General features: G+C 74.3%; 15 protein-coding genes and 1 pseudogene. 7 read left to right on the forward strand and 9 right to left on the reverse strand.

Going from position 1 to position 15487, the window contains the following annotated elements; genetic code table 11:
• On the forward strand, positions 1–697 hold a 697-nt coding region (locus AC067J_RS43230; protein ID WP_478308365.1), incomplete at its 5' end, for a tetratricopeptide repeat protein.
• Between the two features lie 391 nt (positions 698–1088).
• Positions 1089–1685, forward strand: coding sequence for a hypothetical protein (locus AC067J_RS43235; protein ID WP_478308366.1), 597 nt, complete (start codon positions 1089–1091; stop codon positions 1683–1685).
• 60 nt (positions 1686–1745) lie between these two features.
• On the opposite strand, the gene AC067J_RS43240 is transcribed toward AC067J_RS43235, so the two are convergent.
• Positions 1746–4022, reverse strand: a complete 2277-nt coding sequence (locus tag AC067J_RS43240) for an MMPL family transporter (RefSeq protein WP_478308367.1) — start codon at positions 4020–4022, stop codon at positions 1746–1748.
• A gap of 278 nt (positions 4023–4300) precedes the next feature.
• Between AC067J_RS43240 and AC067J_RS43245 the strand changes: the two genes are divergently transcribed.
• The gene (locus AC067J_RS43245) at positions 4301–4987 is read left to right on the forward strand and encodes a response regulator transcription factor (RefSeq protein ID WP_478308368.1); all 687 of its coding nucleotides are present in this window, start codon (positions 4301–4303) and stop codon (positions 4985–4987) included.
• A gap of 257 nt (positions 4988–5244) precedes the next feature.
• Here AC067J_RS43245 and AC067J_RS43250 read toward each other — a convergent pair whose 3' ends face one another.
• Both AC067J_RS43250 and AC067J_RS43255 read right to left on the reverse strand, forming a co-directional pair.
• Complete coding sequence (locus AC067J_RS43250) at positions 5245–5595, reverse strand: hypothetical protein (RefSeq protein ID WP_478308369.1); 351 nt, start codon at positions 5593–5595, stop codon at positions 5245–5247.
• Between the two features lie 182 nt (positions 5596–5777).
• The gene (locus tag AC067J_RS43255; RefSeq protein ID WP_478308370.1) at positions 5778–6791 is read right to left on the reverse strand and encodes a zinc-binding dehydrogenase; all 1014 of its coding nucleotides are present in this window, start codon (positions 6789–6791) and stop codon (positions 5778–5780) included.
• 96 nt (positions 6792–6887) lie between these two features.
• On the opposite strand from AC067J_RS43255, the gene AC067J_RS43260 reads away from it, so the two are divergent.
• The gene (locus AC067J_RS43260; protein WP_478308371.1) at positions 6888–7613 is read left to right on the forward strand and encodes a TetR/AcrR family transcriptional regulator; all 726 of its coding nucleotides are present in this window, start codon (positions 6888–6890) and stop codon (positions 7611–7613) included.
• Between the two features lie 167 nt (positions 7614–7780).
• On the opposite strand, the gene AC067J_RS43265 is transcribed toward AC067J_RS43260, so the two are convergent.
• Positions 7781–8179 (reverse strand): hypothetical protein, encoded by a 399-nt coding sequence (locus AC067J_RS43265; RefSeq protein ID WP_478308372.1) that lies wholly within the window; start codon positions 8177–8179, stop codon positions 7781–7783.
• Between the two features lie 446 nt (positions 8180–8625).
• Here AC067J_RS43265 and AC067J_RS43270 point away from each other — a divergent pair, with 446 nt between their 5' ends.
• A complete protein-coding gene (locus tag AC067J_RS43270) occupies positions 8626–10047 on the forward strand; it encodes a carbohydrate-binding protein (RefSeq protein WP_478308373.1) in 1422 nt (473 codons plus the stop codon).
• Between the two features lie 306 nt (positions 10048–10353).
• Here AC067J_RS43270 and AC067J_RS43275 read toward each other — a convergent pair whose 3' ends face one another.
• Positions 10354–10884, reverse strand: coding sequence for a GNAT family N-acetyltransferase (locus AC067J_RS43275; RefSeq protein WP_478308374.1), 531 nt, complete (start codon positions 10882–10884; stop codon positions 10354–10356).
• Between the two features lie 225 nt (positions 10885–11109).
• Here AC067J_RS43275 and zapE point away from each other — a divergent pair, with 225 nt between their 5' ends.
• Both zapE and AC067J_RS43285 read left to right on the forward strand, forming a co-directional pair.
• The gene (zapE, locus tag AC067J_RS43280; protein ID WP_478308375.1) at positions 11110–12174 is read left to right on the forward strand and encodes a cell division protein ZapE; all 1065 of its coding nucleotides are present in this window, start codon (positions 11110–11112) and stop codon (positions 12172–12174) included.
• A 207-nt stretch (positions 12175–12381) separates the two neighbouring features.
• Positions 12382–12459, forward strand: coding sequence for a 50S ribosomal protein bL37 (locus AC067J_RS43285; RefSeq protein WP_478308380.1), 78 nt, complete (start codon positions 12382–12384; stop codon positions 12457–12459).
• Between the two features lie 119 nt (positions 12460–12578).
• Here AC067J_RS43285 and AC067J_RS43290 read toward each other — a convergent pair whose 3' ends face one another.
• From AC067J_RS43290 to AC067J_RS43305, 4 genes and pseudogenes are all read right to left on the reverse strand, one after another.
• On the reverse strand, positions 12579–13235 hold the full coding sequence (locus AC067J_RS43290; RefSeq protein WP_478308376.1) for a GNAT family N-acetyltransferase: 657 nt from the start codon (positions 13233–13235) through the stop codon (positions 12579–12581).
• A gap of 35 nt (positions 13236–13270) precedes the next feature.
• On the reverse strand, positions 13271–14035 hold the full coding sequence (locus tag AC067J_RS43295; RefSeq protein WP_478308377.1) for a hypothetical protein: 765 nt from the start codon (positions 14033–14035) through the stop codon (positions 13271–13273).
• Positions 14036–14483: 448 nt separating this feature from the next.
• Positions 14484–14990: a DUF6624 domain-containing protein gene (locus AC067J_RS43300; RefSeq protein ID WP_478308378.1), complete on the reverse strand. Its 507-nt coding sequence runs from the start codon at positions 14988–14990 to the stop codon at positions 14484–14486.
• A 120-nt stretch (positions 14991–15110) separates the two neighbouring features.
• Positions 15111–15392 (reverse strand): annotated as a pseudogene (locus tag AC067J_RS43305) (IS5/IS1182 family transposase); the annotation flags it as partial.
• Between the last annotated feature and the right edge of the window lie 95 nt (positions 15393–15487).

Below are 15487 nucleotides of genomic sequence, written 5' to 3' on the forward strand. Positions count from 1 at the left end.
CGCGGGTGACCACTACGGCGAGGGCCACGCCAGGAACGACCTCGCCACCGCGCTCTCCGCGCTCGGCCGCCACGACGACGCCCTGACCGAACTCCACCGGGCCCGCCCACTGCTGGCCTCGGTCGGCGACCCGGTCGGCGAGGCCCACGTGATCGGCAACCTGGGCGACCACAGCCTCCAGACCGGCGCCTACGGGCAGGCCCGGGTGTACTTCCAGGGAGCGCTCGCGCTGCTGCGGGCGCAGCCCGAGGACCACCGGGACCACTGGGCGATCGGGGTCTGCGAGACCAACGTCGGAGTCAGCGCGATGCGGGCGGGCCGCACCGGGGAGGCCGACGAGTACCTGCACCTGGCGCTCGACCGCCACCGCTCGGTCGGGAACCCCGTCCTGGAGGGCATCACCCTGTTCCACCTGGGTGACCACTACCGCCGCCTGGAGCGGCCGGAGCAGGCCGCCGAGCGCCTCCGCCAGGCACTGGCGGTGATCGACGGCGCCGCCGGCAACCCCCGACTGCGCGCCGCGGTCCTGACGGCCCTGGCCGAGCTAGCCGCACCGGCCGACCCGCCTGAGCCGGGCGAGCCGGGCGAACTGTCCGGACCGGGTGCACTGGACGGACTCGGCGAACCGGGTGGACGGGCCGGGCGCGGCGAGCCCGCGGGTCTCAGCGGGGCGGTGCACCGGCGGCAGGCGGGCTGACGCCCCGGGCGCGGCTCCCCGGACGGCTCGCACGCAGGCCACAGGCCGCACGCCGCGGCCTCGGCGCCGCGGGGAGCCGGACCGGCTGTCACCCGGGTGGGTGGTCGTCGGGGCGGCACGGCTGGGCGCGAGCGGCGGGGAGGGCCCGGCGTGCTCGGATGGCGGGGAGGCCGGGGTCCGCGCCGGGAGGCCTGCCCGTCCTGCCGACCGGTACCTGTCCGGGCCGCACTCCGGTGCCGGTTCGTACCGGCACCGGCCGGCACGGGTGGCGGTACCGAGCGGGTGGCGGTGCCGAGCGGGTGGCCCGGGCACCTCGGGCACGTCGGGCACCTCGGCCGACGGTTCCGGTGGACGGCCCCGGCGGGCGGTTCGAGCGGTGAGGAGGGGGACCATGCGGCGCACGGCGGTGGCTGCCGCGGTGTCGGTGGCGGTGCTGGCCGCCGCGGCGGTCGGGCCTGACGGAGAGCCCGGCGTCCACGGCCCGGGATCCGAGGCCGGGCACGAAGTGCCCTCCTGGTCCGAGGACTTCGGCGGGCGCGGGGGGTTCGACGACTTCGAGGGCTTCGGCGGCTTCGGGGACCTTGGCGAGGCCGGCGGAACCGGCGCGTTGGGCGACGCGGGCGGGTTCGGCGACGCCGGCGGCCCCGGTGCGAGCAGACTGCGGGTGCTCGCCGGGGTGCTGCGGCAGGACCGGCCCGGCAGCGGCTGGTACCTGGTCGGCGGAGCCCACCTCGCGCTCGGCCTCCAGGTGGTGTCCGCCGACCACGAGCAGATCGTGCTGCGCTTCCCACCCGCCCGCCGGGTGGTCTCCGTGCTCTGCGGACCGGACGAGACGTACGCGCCGCTCGGCTACACCTGCGGCGCGTCCGTCTCGCTGGACCGGGTCACCGTCCGCCTCGGCCGCAACGGGCGGCTCGCCGACCCGGCCGCCACCAGCGCCGGCCGGTACGCCAACTTCTGGCTGCTCGGCCTCGTCGAACGCCGTTGACGGCCGGGGCGGCGCCCCGGCCGTCAACGGTCAGCGGTGGGCAGGTCAGCGGCCGCCGGGTCAGCGGTCGGCGGTCGTGCTCCAGGAGGGCTCCGCGGCCGGGCCCCAGGGCTGAGCCTGGCCCTGGCCCTGGCCCGGCACCGGCTCCGCCGTCTGCCACGGGCGCTCCGCGTCGTGGCGCGGACGGCTGCGGCGGCCCGGGCGGACCGGCCACCAGAGGGCGCGGCCGAAGAGGACCGCCAGCGCGGGCACCAGGACGACGGAGAGCAGGAACGCGGAGAGCATGATGCCGAGCGCCGTCGCGAAGCCGACCTGCTGGGTCGAGGGCTGCGGGGTCACCGCGAGGCTCGCGAAGGACCCGGCCAGCACCAGGCCCGCCGTGGCGATGGCCGGAGTGGTGTGCCGGACGGCGCGGGCGACCGCGGCCCGGGCGGGCCCCGGGCGCTCCATCTCCTCCCGGATCCGGTCGCTGATCAGGATGTTGTAGTCGGTGCCCAGCGCGACCACGAAGAGGAACAGCACCAGCGGGAGGGTGAAGTTGACGCCCGGCTTGTCCAGCGCGTGCTGGAAGACGAGCGCGGACGCGCCGAGGGTGGCCGCGAAGCCGAGGCCGACGGAGAGCAGCAGGACGACCGGCGCGAGCAGGCTGCGCAGCAGCACGAGCAGGATCAGCCCGATCAGCCCGGCCGCGACCGGGAAGACCTTCCTGAGGTCGTGGTCGACGGCGGTCGAGACGTCCGCGAAGACCGCCGGCGTACCGCCGACGTGCGCCGCCAGGCCGGCCGGGGTGTTCGCCGCGACCGCCGCGCGGAGCGGTCCTGCGACGAGGTCGCGGGCCTGCTCGGACTGCGGGTCGGAAGTCAGGTAGAGGTCGATCCGGACGGCCCGCCGGCTCTCGCTCAGCACCGGCGTGCCCGTCTGGCCGACGCCCTCGACGCGGCCGAGGGCCTTCGCCAGGCCGTCGAGCGCACCGGCGGTGAGCGGGCCGCCGTCGCGGGCGACGGCGAGGACGGTGGTGGGGTCGGACACTCCGGCGGGCAGGGCGCGGGAGATCTCGGCGGCGGTGCTCTGGGCGGCGGTCCGCGGTCCGCCGCCGAAGCCGTAGTCCATCCGGATCCCGGCCAGCCCGGCGGCCAGCGCCCCCATCAGGGCGACCGAGCCGACGATCAGGAGCAGCGGTCGGCGGGCCACGAGGTCGCCGAAGCGGGCGGCCGCGCCCTCGCGGGGTTCGCGCCGCAGCGAGCGCGAGGGCCAGAACAGGGCACGCCCGGTGGCCGCCAGCACGGCCGGCATCAGGGTCAGGCTCGCCAGCAGCATGACCAGGACCGAGACGGCGACGGCCGGGCCGAGCACCCGGAACTGTCCGAAGCTCGCGATCCCCAGGGTGGCGAAGGCGGCGACGATGGTCAGCGCGGCCGAGGTGATCGCGGTGCCGACGCGCCCGCCGACCTCGGCGGCGACGTCACGGGGGTTGCGGTCCGGACGGGCCCTCAGCTCCTCCCGGAAGCGGAACATCAGGAAGAGGAGGTAGTCCACGCCGATCCCGAGCAGCACCACGGTGATCAGGCTCGGTACGGAGGGGTCGAGCTTGATGTCGGCCAGCATGGCGGTGCCCACGACCGCGCCGCTCGCCACCCCGCCGATCACGGCCACCGAGAGCAGCGGCACCAGGGCCGCCAGGGCGCTGCGGAAGACCAGCACGTTGAGCAGCACGATCAGCCCGATCGAGCCGATCGAGGCGATCCTGCCGAGGGTCTCGCTGTCGTCGGCGGAGTCGACCTGCTCGGCCAGGGTGCCGGTGAAGCCCGTCCGCAGGCCGGCGGAGGCGAACTCGGCCCGGGCGCCGTCCCGGAACGCCCGGTAGGTGCTCCGGAGGCCCGGGTCGGCCGGGTTCCCGGTCAGGTTGGCGGTGAGCAGCTCGAACGTGCGGTCCGGCGCCGTCATGGCCGGGGCGACCTGGGGGACCTGTGAGTGGTCCTTCCGCAGGAAGGCCGGGCCGTCCTCGTCGGACACCGGCATGGTGACCTTCGACCGGCCGAGCTTCTCGGCCACCGCGGCGACGCGCTGCCGGTCGGCGTCGCCGAGCGCTCCGCCGTCGGCCCGCGCGACCAGGACGGTGACGGGGTTGGCGTCAGCCTTGGTCCCGAAGTGCTCCTGGGCGATCGCCGTGGCGGCGGCCGAGTCGTAGCTCCTGGGCAGGAAGTCGGCGGTCTGGGTCTGGGTCACCCGGAAGATCAGGGCCTGGCCGACGGCGGTCAGGAGTACTCCCAGGACCGCCCAGGCGGCGATGACCTTCCACGGATTCCTGGTGGAGAATCCGGTCAGGGCGCGGATCACGATGTCCTCCGGCTGTGGTGCGACGGCCGGTGGCTCCCGGCATACCTCCAGCACACCAGCCCGCGTCCGCCGGATCGTCCGAGCTCAGGACGATTGCGCCACCGGGACCGCGGTCCGGCACGGCGCCCCGACCGGGACCGTGGTCCCGGTCCCCCACCCGTCGGAACAGGGCCGGAACGGAACGGGTACGGTCTGACCTGGACGCGGGAACGCGTCACGTCCCCGTCGCGGGGCGGGGGAAGGCCGGACGCGCCGGCCGAAGGAGAGGAACTGCTCGGATGACGGCACCACCGGAGCCCATCAGGGTGCTGATCGCGGACGACCAGCCACTGGTACGGCGCGGGCTCGCCCTGATCCTGTCCCCCGACCCGGCGTTCGACGTGGTCGCCGAGGCGGAGAACGGCGAGCAGGCGGTCGCCCTCGCCCACCGGCACCGGCCCCACGTCGTGGTGATGGACATCCGGATGCCGGTCCTCGACGGGGTCGCGGCGACCGAGCGGCTCAGTCGGGAACTGCCCGGGTGCCGGGTACTGGCGCTGAGCACCTTCGACATGGACGAGTACGTGGTGGCGGCCCTGCGGGCGGGCGCCTGCGGGTTCCTGCCCAAGGACGTCTCGCCGGAGGAACTGCTCTCGGCGGTCCGCACCGTGCACACGGGCGAAGCCGCGGTGGCTCCGCGCCTGCTCACCCGGCTCATCTCGACGTACGTCACCGCGCCGCGGGCGCCGCAGCCGGTGTCACCGGCCGTCGGTCTGGGCGAGCTGACGCCGCGCGAGGTCGAGGTGTGGCGCCTGCTGGCCACCGGGCTCGACAACACGGAGATCGCGGGGGCGATGGAGATCAGCGTCTCCACGGTCAAGAACTACATCACCAGCATCTTCGGCAAGCTCAGTGTCCGTGACCGCGCCCAGGCCGTGATCGCGGCGTACGAGTCCGGCCTGGTCGAGGCCCGGCCGACGGGCTGACCGCGCCCGCCCGCGCCCGCCCGCGCCCGCCTACGGCCTGTCCCGGTCCGGTGCGTTGCATGCTCGTTCACGAAAGCGGCTCCCTGGTGGAAGGCGCCGGGATCTCCCGGCCGGTTCCGGAGGACCATGCGGCCGCGCGGTGGTTCGTCCGCGTCCGGAACGAGAACGGCGATGGAGCGTGCGCCGGGGACGGGGCCGACCGGTACCGTGCTCCCGGTCGGCCCGGCCACCGCGTCTCCGACCGTCCGGAACAGCCTTCAGGACTGGTCCCAGGACTCGACGGTCAGCGTCCGGTCCGGCGGGCAGGCGGCGATCAGGTCGGGGTGCAGCTCCTGGCCCGTCTGCCAGACGCCGGGCCGGGCGCCGGGGAACGCGTCGCCGTCGAACAGCGGCAGCACGTCGCCCGCGCGGGCGGTGAACCGGTGGGGGTAACCGTCGAACGACAGCTGCTCGGCCTTCCCGGCCGCGACGAGCTCCTTGAGCCAGTCCGCGCCGAAGAGCCCGGTCTCCCACTTGGCGAGGACCACGGGCCGGCCCGCGACTCCGGCCGCGTCCTCGTCCTCGTCCTGCGGACCCGGCACCGAGATGATGATCAACCAGCCAAGCATGCGACACGCTCCCCTTCGGTCCGCCACGGATCGGTCCGAGCCTACGCGGGCCCGGCCCGCCGCACCGGACCTCGGCGGATCTCCGGCACCGCCTCCGGTGGGCCGGCCCGGTCCGCGCGCGGGGCGTAGGGAGGGGCGGGCGGACGGGCCGGCGGGCGGGCCGGCGGGGCGGTTCCCGGCGGTCAGGGCTTGAGGATCAGCCGGATCGGGTCGCCCGTCTTCCGCTCCAGGGCCTCCACCGCACGACCGGCGTCGGCCAGCGCGAAGCTGCCGCTGACGGACCGGGAGAACTCCAGCCGGCCGCCCCGCACCAGGTCGACCAGGTCGAGGACGTCCTGCGGACCGGAGCCGTAGTGGCCGCGGATCTGCTGGCGGAGGTAGCTGACGAGGGTGCCGTTGGTGACGGTCAGCGGCTTGTCCGTCAGGCCGACCAGCACCAGGCGGCCGTGCTCCCCCAGCGAGGCCATCGCCTGCTCGCGCACCGGGGCCACACCGGCGAAGTCGAACGCGGCGGCGAGCGGACGGCCCCGGGTGGCGGCGCGCAGCCGGTCGGCGAACGCGGGGTCGGCGGGGTCGAGGGCGGCGTCCGCGCCGAAGGCCAGAGCGCGTTCGCGGGCCGCGGGCAGCGGGTCGACGGCCACGATCGGGTAGGCGCCGACGGTGCGCAGCAACTGGACGCCGTGGGCACCGAGGCCGCCCACGCCCCAGACGCCGACGGCCTCGGCCGGGCGGACCGCGCCGGTCGTGGTGATGGCGGCCCAGGGGGTGGAGACCGCGTCGGGGATGAAGCAGGCCTGGTCGAACGAGAGGTCGTCGGGGATGGGCACCAGTGTGGTGGCGGTGGCGAGCGCGTACTCGGCCCAGCCGCCGTCGTAGTCGACGCCGCGGGTGTGGACGACTCCGTCGCGGGTCTCGCCGGCCTGCAGGAGGACGCGGTCGCCGACCGTCGCGGTGGTCACGCCCTCGCCGAGGGCGTGCACGGTGCCGGCCACCTCGTGGCCGAGGGTGACCGTGTCGCCCCGGAGGAAGAGCGGCTTCAGCATGCCCTGGATCAGGTGGACGTCGGACAGACAGACGCCGGCGGCCTCGACCTTGATCAGGACCTCGCCCGGGCCCGGCGAGGGCACGGGCACCTCCTGGACGGCGAAGGCTCCCTTCGCGACGTCGAGCCGGCCGGCGAGCATCGTGGCGGTCATCCCGGTTCCCTTCCACAGGGGGCGGCGGGACGGGTGGCCGCGCCGCTCCGAAGTTACTTGTTGTTCGACAAGCAAGTTCGACCCTATCATGGTGGTATGCCTACGCACGAAGAGCCGGCCCCGACCGCCCGCGCCTCCCGGCCCTCCGCGCCCGCACCCGCACCCGCACCCGCACCCGTCGGCGGTGGCGTCACCGCCGACGCCACCGCCGAACCGCCCCGCCGGACCCAGGCCGAACGGCGCGCCCGGGCCGAGGCCGCGCTGCTCGCCGCCGCCGCCCGGCTGGTCGCCGAGCACGGCAGCGCGGGGGTGACCCTGGCCCGGGTCGGCGAGGAGGCCGGGTTCAGCCGCGGCCTCGCCACCCACTACTTCGGCTCCAGGGCCGCGCTGCTGACCCGGCTCCAGGAGGAGGCGCTCGCCGAGGCGATGGCCGCCGCCGCACCCGAGCGCAGCGGCGCCGGCGCCGTCGACGAACTCCGCCGGTTCGCCCGGGCCTGCCTGGACGGGGTCCGCCGGCCGACCGACCTCGGGCGGGCGTTCGTCGTCCTGGGCGCCGAGGCCCTCGCCGGGTCCTCGGAACTCACCGCCGCCGTCGCACGGCTGGACGCCCGGATGCGCGACTGGGTGGCCGACGTCGTCCGCCAGGGCGCAGCCGAGGGGCAGGTGCGGTCCGACGTGGACCCGGACGCGTACGCGGTGGCGCTGGTCGGCCTGCTCAAGGGCCTGATCGTGCAGGCCGCCGCCGCACCCGAGTCGTTCGCCGTGGACCGGGCGGGCGCGGAGGCGGAGCGATGGATCCGCCTCACCCTCACCGCGCCCTGACGAACCGTCCGGCAGGGCGGCGGGCGGGGCGGTGCGCGAGGCGGCGGGGCCGGACCCCGACCGGCGGTCCGGTCGGGGTCCGGTCAAGGCCGGTCAAGGCTCGGCCGGAGGTCGGCCAGGCCTCGGACGGGGGTCGGCCGACGGCGCCGTGCCCGAAGTGGCCGGTGTCAGCAGGGCTTCCAGGAGGAGATCACGTCGTTGAACGCGGTTCCCCCCAGGTCCTCTATCACGTACCCGGCCTCCAGCGAGAAGGAGTTGCCCTGGTGGTTGTTGTGCTCCCAGAAGCACATCCTCACACCGGTCGTGTTCAGGATGGAGGAGATCGCGTCCTGGAAGCGGGAGCCCCCGTTGACCTGGTTGACGGGGTCCTTGATGTTGCTCCCGACGACCAGGCAGTCCTCCAGGTGGGCGTGCCTGCAGATGAGGAGCAGGTCCGCCCCTGCCGCGCCCCGTCCGGGTGCGCCTTCGGCGGCGGCAGCGGTCCCCGTCACGGCGGCCGACATCACCAGTGCCGCCGCGGTCGATGCGGCGAGCGCGGCCAGGTTCTTCGTCAGGCGGGAGTGCATGCGTCCTCCAGTGGTCGACGTCCCCGAGGCGGGCCGCCCCGGGGACCGGCTTCCATCCGCCGGCGCCGCGCGTCGAGCGCTCCGCCTCCCGTGCCCTGTCCGGGTGCCGATATCTGCCGGTCACTCATATGACCGGACACAGGCGCCCGTTGTGACGGGCGACCGGGACGGATCCGGTCCGACGCCCCGCGCTTCACGTCGTCCGCTTCGTGCTTCCGCAGTTCGCGCTCCCCCACGTCATGCTCCCGCTTCGTGCTCCCCGCCCCGCTGTTGACGAATTGGCCTGTGAAAAGGTCTTCTGTACCACGGCGTCGAGCGACGGCACCCCGTCGGCACCGGAGCGGGGCATAGCACCGGACTGCAGCCCCCGACGACATCTCCCGCCGATCGGCGGGTGCTCCTACGGTTTGCGGCAACCCCCACACCGTGACCGCAGGAGATCCCCCATGCTCCGACGACCCGCCCGGGCGGCCTGCGCCGCCCTGGCCGCCGCCGTCCTCACGCTGACGGCTCTGCAGAGCAGCGCCGGCGCCGCGCCCGCACCCCCGTCGCCCACCGGCGGCCCCGCCGCCGACGCCCGCGCGGCGGCCGAGTCCGCGCCGGACGCGCTCGGGGTGGCCGCGGCCTCCCCCGAGGTGCTGGCCGCGCTGCAGCGCGACCTCGGCCTCACCCCCGACCGGGCCCGGGTCCGGCTGGCCAACGAGGCCCGGGCGGGTGCCAGGGCTGCGGCCCTCGCCCAAGGCCTGGGCGGCAGTTGGGCCGGCTCGTGGGTCGAGGGCCCCGACGCCGCCACCCTGACCGTCGCGACCACCCGGGCCGCCGACGCCGGCCCGATCCGGGCGGCCGGCGCCAGTCCCGCGCTCGTCACCCACCCGCTCGCCGCACTGGAACGGGCGCTCACCGCGCTCGACCGCGCCGCCGCCGACCCCGCCGGCGACCGGACCGGGGCCGCCGCGGTGCCCGTGCGCTACGTCGACGTGCGCACCAACGCCGTCGTCCTACAGGCCACCCGGCCGCAGGCCGCCGAACAGCTGGTCGCGGCGGCCGGGGTGGACCGGGGGCTGGTCCGGGTCGAGGCGATCGCCGAGGCACCCCGCCCGCTCTACGACATCCGCGGCGGCGACGCCTACTACATCGGCGGCAGCACCCGATGCTCGGTGGGCTTCGCGATCACCCGCGGGACCACCCAGGGCTTCGCCACCGCCGGCCACTGCGGGCGGGCCGGCTCCACCACCAGCGGCTCCAACCGCGCGTCCCAGGGCAGCTTCCAGGCCTCGGTCTTCCCCGGCAACGACATGGCCTGGGTCGCCGCCAACAGCAGCTGGACCGCCACCCCGTACGTGAGCGGCCCCGGCGGGAACGTCCAGGTGACCGGCTCGGTGCTGCAGCCGGTCGGGTCCTCCGTCTGCCGCTCCGGATCCACCACCGGGTGGCACTGCGGCAGCATCCAGCAGCACAACACCAGCGTCACCTACGCCGAGGGCACCGTCTCGGGCGTCACCCGCACCAGCGTGTGCGCCGAACCCGGCGACTCCGGCGGCTCCTTCATCTCCGGAAGCCAGGCCCAGGGCGTCACCTCCGGCGGCACCGGCAACTGCTCCCAGGGCGGCACCACCTACTTCCAGCCGGTCAACCCCATCCTGCAGGGCTACGGGCTCACCCTGAAGACCGACTCCCAGGGCCCCGGTCCGGGTCCCGGCCCGGGCCCCGGTCCCGGCAACCCCGGCGGCACCTGGGCGGCGGGCACCGTCTACCAGGCGGGTGACACCGTCACCTACGGCGGCGGCACCTACCGGTGCCTCCAGGGCCACCAGGCCCAGCCCGGCTGGGAGCCGCCCAACACCCCCGCGCTCTGGCAGCGCGCCTGATCCCTCGCCAAACGGTCCGCGCCCAGCGGTTCGCGCCCAGCGGTTCGCGTGCGCCGCGGCCTGTCCCCCCGGCAGGCCGCGGCGCACGGCGCGTCCGGCGGCTTCCGGCGGCTTCCGGCGACTCCATGGCAGTTCCTGGCAGGGCCCGACGGTGTCAGGCCGTGTCCGACGGGCACCCGCGATGCCCGTCCGATGCGCCGCCGATGTCCGCAGCACCCGTTCTGCCCACGGAACTTGATGTCCCGTGAGGCCCGGACGGCGGTGGCTTCTCCCGGTCCGTCGGCCCGGCAACCACCACGCAGGCCCTCAGCCGGCGGGGGACGACCCGTCGCTCGCGGCGCGGCGGCGGACCAGGAGGCGGGTGGTGCTTCCGTCGTCCTCGCTGATGTCCCGGAGGTGCTCGAACCCGATCCTGTCCAACAGCGTCAGCGAGGCCTCGTTCGGTGCGGCAACGGTGGCGTAGACCTCGGCCAGTCCGATCGTGCCGAAGCCGTAGGCGACGACCGCTTCCGCGAGCTCGGTCCCCAGGCCGAATCCCCAGGCGGCGGGCGCCAGAGCGTAGATGATCTCGTGACCCCCGGCGACGTCGGTCGGCTTGATCTCGGCGTGGCCGACCAGGACGCCGTCCCGTCGCACCGCCCAGACGTCGAAGAGGCCCTGGGCGTAGACCTTGGTGAAGATCCGTCCGAACAGGGCCCGGTCCGCTTCCTCGGACTCGGGGCCGTCTCCCATCCACTGCGACACCCTGGTGTCCTGGAACAGGGCGACGAAGCCCTCTTCGTCGTCGGGGGCGTAGGGCTCCAGAAGCAGTCGCTCGGTGCGCAGAGTCGGGGTCACGGACGTCGACGCTACCCAGGCGACGCCCGGGTCGGCAAACACTTTCGCCCGCCCTCGCCGCCCCGTCGCTACGCCCTCCCGCCGTCACGCCGTCACCGTTCCGCCCGCCAGACCCCGAGGCGGCGGCCGGAACCACCGGTTCGACGCCCCTTCCCGTTCTCCCATGATCATGATGTGATCTGATCTGCTGTCAGCAGATGATCATCGGACGGGCGGGGCACGGGGATGCTGGAAGAGTTGGAGCGGGCGGCGGCCCGGGGCGGTCTGGTGCTGGACGCCGGACAGCGGGCGGCGGCCGTACGACTGGCGGAGCTCGGGGAGTCCCTGGCACGCGGCGGCGGAAGGCGCCGGTTCGGCAGGCCGGCAGCGCGGCCCGTGCGTGGGGTGTACCTGTGGGGATCCGTCGGCCGGGGGAAGAGCCGGCTGGCCGGCCTGCTCTACGACGCCGTGCCCGTGCGGGAGAAGCGGCGGCTGCACTTCCACGACTTCTTCCGCGACTTCCACGCCGCCTACGCCCGGCACCGGCACGAACCCGCGGCCGGACGGGCAGCCGTCGACGAACTCCTGGGCGACTGCCGCTTCCTGTACTTCGACGAGTTCCACGTCCACGACGCCGGCGACGCCGCACTGATCGGCCGGGTGGTGGAGTCCCTGCTGGAGCGCGGCACGGCGCTGCTGGCCACGTCCAACTACCCGCCGTCCGGCCTGCTGCCCAACCCGGTCTTCCACCCGCTGTTCGAGCCGACCATCGCGCTGTTGGAACGCTCCCTCGACATCGTCGAGCTGACCGGCGACCACGACTACCGGAGCGCCGGCGCCGGGAGCCACGACCGCACCGGCTTCGCCGCCGGACGCTACCTCCGCGCGACCTCGGACGACCCGCTGACGTGGGCGGGCCTGACCCGGCCGGCCGCCGGAGAGCACCGGGAACTGGCCGTCGGCGAACGCCGGATCACCGCGCTCGCGGTGCGGCCGGACCTCGTCTGGTTCGACTTCGCCGACCTGTGCGACCGCCCGAACTCCACCGGCGACTACCTCGCCCTCGCCGACGCCCACCACCACTGGGTGGTGTCCGCGCTCCCCCGGCTCTCCGACGCCGGCCCCGACGCCGCCCAGCGCTTCGCCAACCTCGTCGACGTCCTCCACGACCGCGGCACCCGGCTGACCGTCGTCGCCGCGGACCCGCTCGCCGAGGTCCTCAGCGGCGACGGCCTGCCGCTCGACATCGGCCGGACCGCCAGCCGGCTCTCCCTCCTCGCCGAGGCCGCCACCCCGATCACCCGGCACTGACCGGCCTGCACCGGCCGCCCGGTGCCGACCTGAACCGACCGGCACGCGCTAAACAGACCGGCACACGCTGACCGACCGGCCTGTTCGCCACCGGCCCGTTCAACCGACGAAGCTCCTGGCCGGCCGGTGCAGCCCGGCCGGCGACCGCGCGACGGCGGGCCGGTGATGTGAGACGTTGGACGGGGGGCGAATCATGGAGGAGGCGCCATGTCGTCCAAGCGACGCCGTAAGAAGAAGAGCCGCCGCAACCACGCCGCCAACCACGGCAAGCGGCCGCAGTGCTGAACCGCCGCCCCGGGTGAGGCCGGGTGTCCGGTCCGGAGCGTCGAAGCGCTCCGGACCGGAATGCGCACCGGGTCTCGCCGACCTGGCCGGCCACTGAGGCCGGTCCGGCCGGTCCGGCCTCAGTGGCCGGTGGCCTCCGGGGCGAAGTAGAGGCTCGCCATGGTGGCGTGGGTCGTCCAGCCGAGGGCCGAGTAGAGCGCCTGGCCGTCGGGCGTGGCCACCAGCAGGCCGGTGCCGGCTCCGCCGCGGTGGGCCGCGTCCTGCAGGGTGCGCATCACCAGGCCGCCCAGGCCACGGCGGCGGTGCTCGGGCGCGGTCTCTATCTGGTCGGCGACGGCGATGTCACCGGCGGTGGCGATCTGGCCGCGTGCGGCGAAGTGGCCTTCGGGGGTGCGGACCAGCACCCGGACCACGTCGCCCCGGCTCCATGAGGTGAGGGTGTAGCCGGTCGGCACCACCGGGTGCTCCTGCCCGAGCGGCAGGGTCATCAGGTAACCCGGCACGTCGTACTGCCACCCGGGGCCGAGCCAGGGGCGGACGGTGTCGTCGTCCGCGAAGAGCTTCAGCCACGTGCCCGGCGCGCTGGTGGCGGCCACGATCTTCCGGACGTCGGCCTCGGTGGGCTCGGGCAGGACGTGCCGCGACACCTGGGCCTTCTGTCCGACGTCGACGGTCCACCCCCAGGGCTCGTCCACCGGGTCGCTCGCGCCCCGCGAGACGATCCAGCCCTCGATCCACTTCCGGACGAGCTCGTTGACCGTGGGTCCCTGCACCATCCACCCCCGTAATAGTCAAAGTAGGTATTCGTATCTTACATGACGGCGCCCGGCGTGGTCGATGCGGTTTCCGGAACCGGCGCGGCCGTCTCCGTCTTCAGCGGGGGCAGCTCGGCGTGACGTACCGTCAGATCCCCCGAGGCCACCGGAGCGAAGGCGGCCGGCGCCATACAGGTACCGACCCGGCCCTCCGTCAGGCGACCGTCCTTGTCGGTGTCGACGTTCGCCACTCCCCAGGAGAAGCCGACCCGGTCCGGCTGCCCGGCGCCGCCGTCACCCGCGCCGTCGACGACGCTGAACCCCCGGCGCTGCCCGACGGTGTCGGCCACCTCCGGATCGGCCCGGACCACCACCGCCGTGAACGAGGCCGCCCGGCCACCGGTCACCAGGCAGTCCACGGCGGCTTCCGAGGTAACCGTGTGGCCCAGCGCCGCGACGTGGTGCGAGATCCGCACCGTACCGCGCGCATCGGTCGGCAACCCCTGCGGAAGCTCCTCGGACGGGCGGCTGAACGGCGCCGCCTCGACCTCGAAGACGAACCGTATGTCGTCGTCGGGCGCATAGGCGTAGGCGATCCGGACCGAACCGCCGACCGTCGCACCGGTGCCGGCCCCGGCAGCCGGCGAGGGCTGCGCCGCGACGGAGGCCGCCGAGGCCGGGGTGCCCTCCGCCGCGGCCGAGGACGCCGAACCGCACCCGGCCGTGACCGCACACAGCAGACCCGCGGCGAGCAGCGCTGCGATCCCGGGCCTGACGACGGCGGATGCGGCGGTGGCGGTGGCTCCGGTGGTGACGGACATGGCGAACTCCCCTGCTGCGCGGGCCGGTCGGCCCCTCCGAGGCGTCTCCTCGGTGACGGCTCCAGCCTCCCGCCGCAGACCCGACCGCGTCTTGTGCCGATCGGCAGGTATTTCCGCTGCTCCGAAGGCCGCCACCCCTGCCGTTCGGCAGGGGTGAGGTCCGCCGGCAGCGCGCGCCTCCGGATCGGCGATCAGGCCGAACCCGGCAGGCAGCGCGCCGACTTCGGCCGCCTCCGACCCGTGCGGCGGCTGCCCATGTGGCCCCCCGTGCACGCACGCCGGGCCGGACGGATCGGGTTCCTCTCCGCCACACCCCCGACTCACCGCGGGCCGAGTCGAAGACCTCGACCCCGTCTCACGAATCCCACCCGGCGCACGACGCCGGGCACGCACTAAGGACCGTCCGGCTGATCAGGCGTGAGCGTGATCCGCCCGATGCCGGGGGGACTCAGGCGATGGAGAACTGAGCGATGTACTCGGCGAACGGTGGGATTCCCACTTCTGCACGGCGCTCGTCCATGCGCTCGGGCTCCTCGCAGGGCCACGGGGTCGGCGAGCCGTCCTTCACGCCGGCGATCTGCGTGCCGTAGATCTGCTCCCTCCCCTCGTTCACAAGGGTGCGATCCCGCAGGAAGGCGAGATCTCGCGGGCTGGCGGTGCCGTCGGCCACCGTCTGCTCCATCAGTCGCAACGCGCGCCGCTGAACGTCGAGCTGCCGGTCGGCGTGTTGCGCGATCAGCCACGCGGCCCGGGCCGCGTCCTCACCGAACAGCTCCGCGGTCGGCCATCCGTGCGCGTCCATGATCTCGCTGAGACGGTCCGCGTGCTGCGCGGTCAAGCGCCGCCAGACCAACTGCTCTGCCGGGTCTTCGCTGTTCGCATAGCGCGCGGCCTGGTGATCTGCCGCAACCATCATGTTGAGCTCCGCAGCCACTGCGGCAAGGTCAGATGCCATCCCGACTCCAAGTCAGATCGAAGTTCCCGCTGGTCATCCGCAACCTTAAGTGTGCAAAATGCGACAAAATCTCCTCCCGGAGGACGGTGACAGACACGCCCGGAGATTGGGATACTTGATCTATCCACGGAGCCAGAGCCGGATCGACGCAACGGTGACAGTCCCGTGGAAGACGTAGGCGCGCTTGTCGAAGCGCGTCACAACGACGCGGAAGTGCTTCAGGCGATCGACCGTGCGCTCGACTTCATTGCGGCGCCTGTACATCTCCCTGTCGAAGCCCGCAGGCCGACCACCCTGGCTGCCTCGGCGTTGCCGGTTCGAGCGCTGGTCCTTGGGCTCCGGAACGGTGTGCTTGATCTGACGTCTGCGCAGGTAGCGACGATTGCGGCGGGAGCTGTACGCCTAATAGGCGTTGAGGGCTGGGAGTTGGATCAGCTCTGGCAGGGGCCGGGCGAGATGTCTTGCTGTATGCCGCGCTTCGAGCGCTTCGACAAGAG

The sequence above is a fragment of the Kitasatospora sp. NPDC042419 genome (assembly GCF_056437345.1).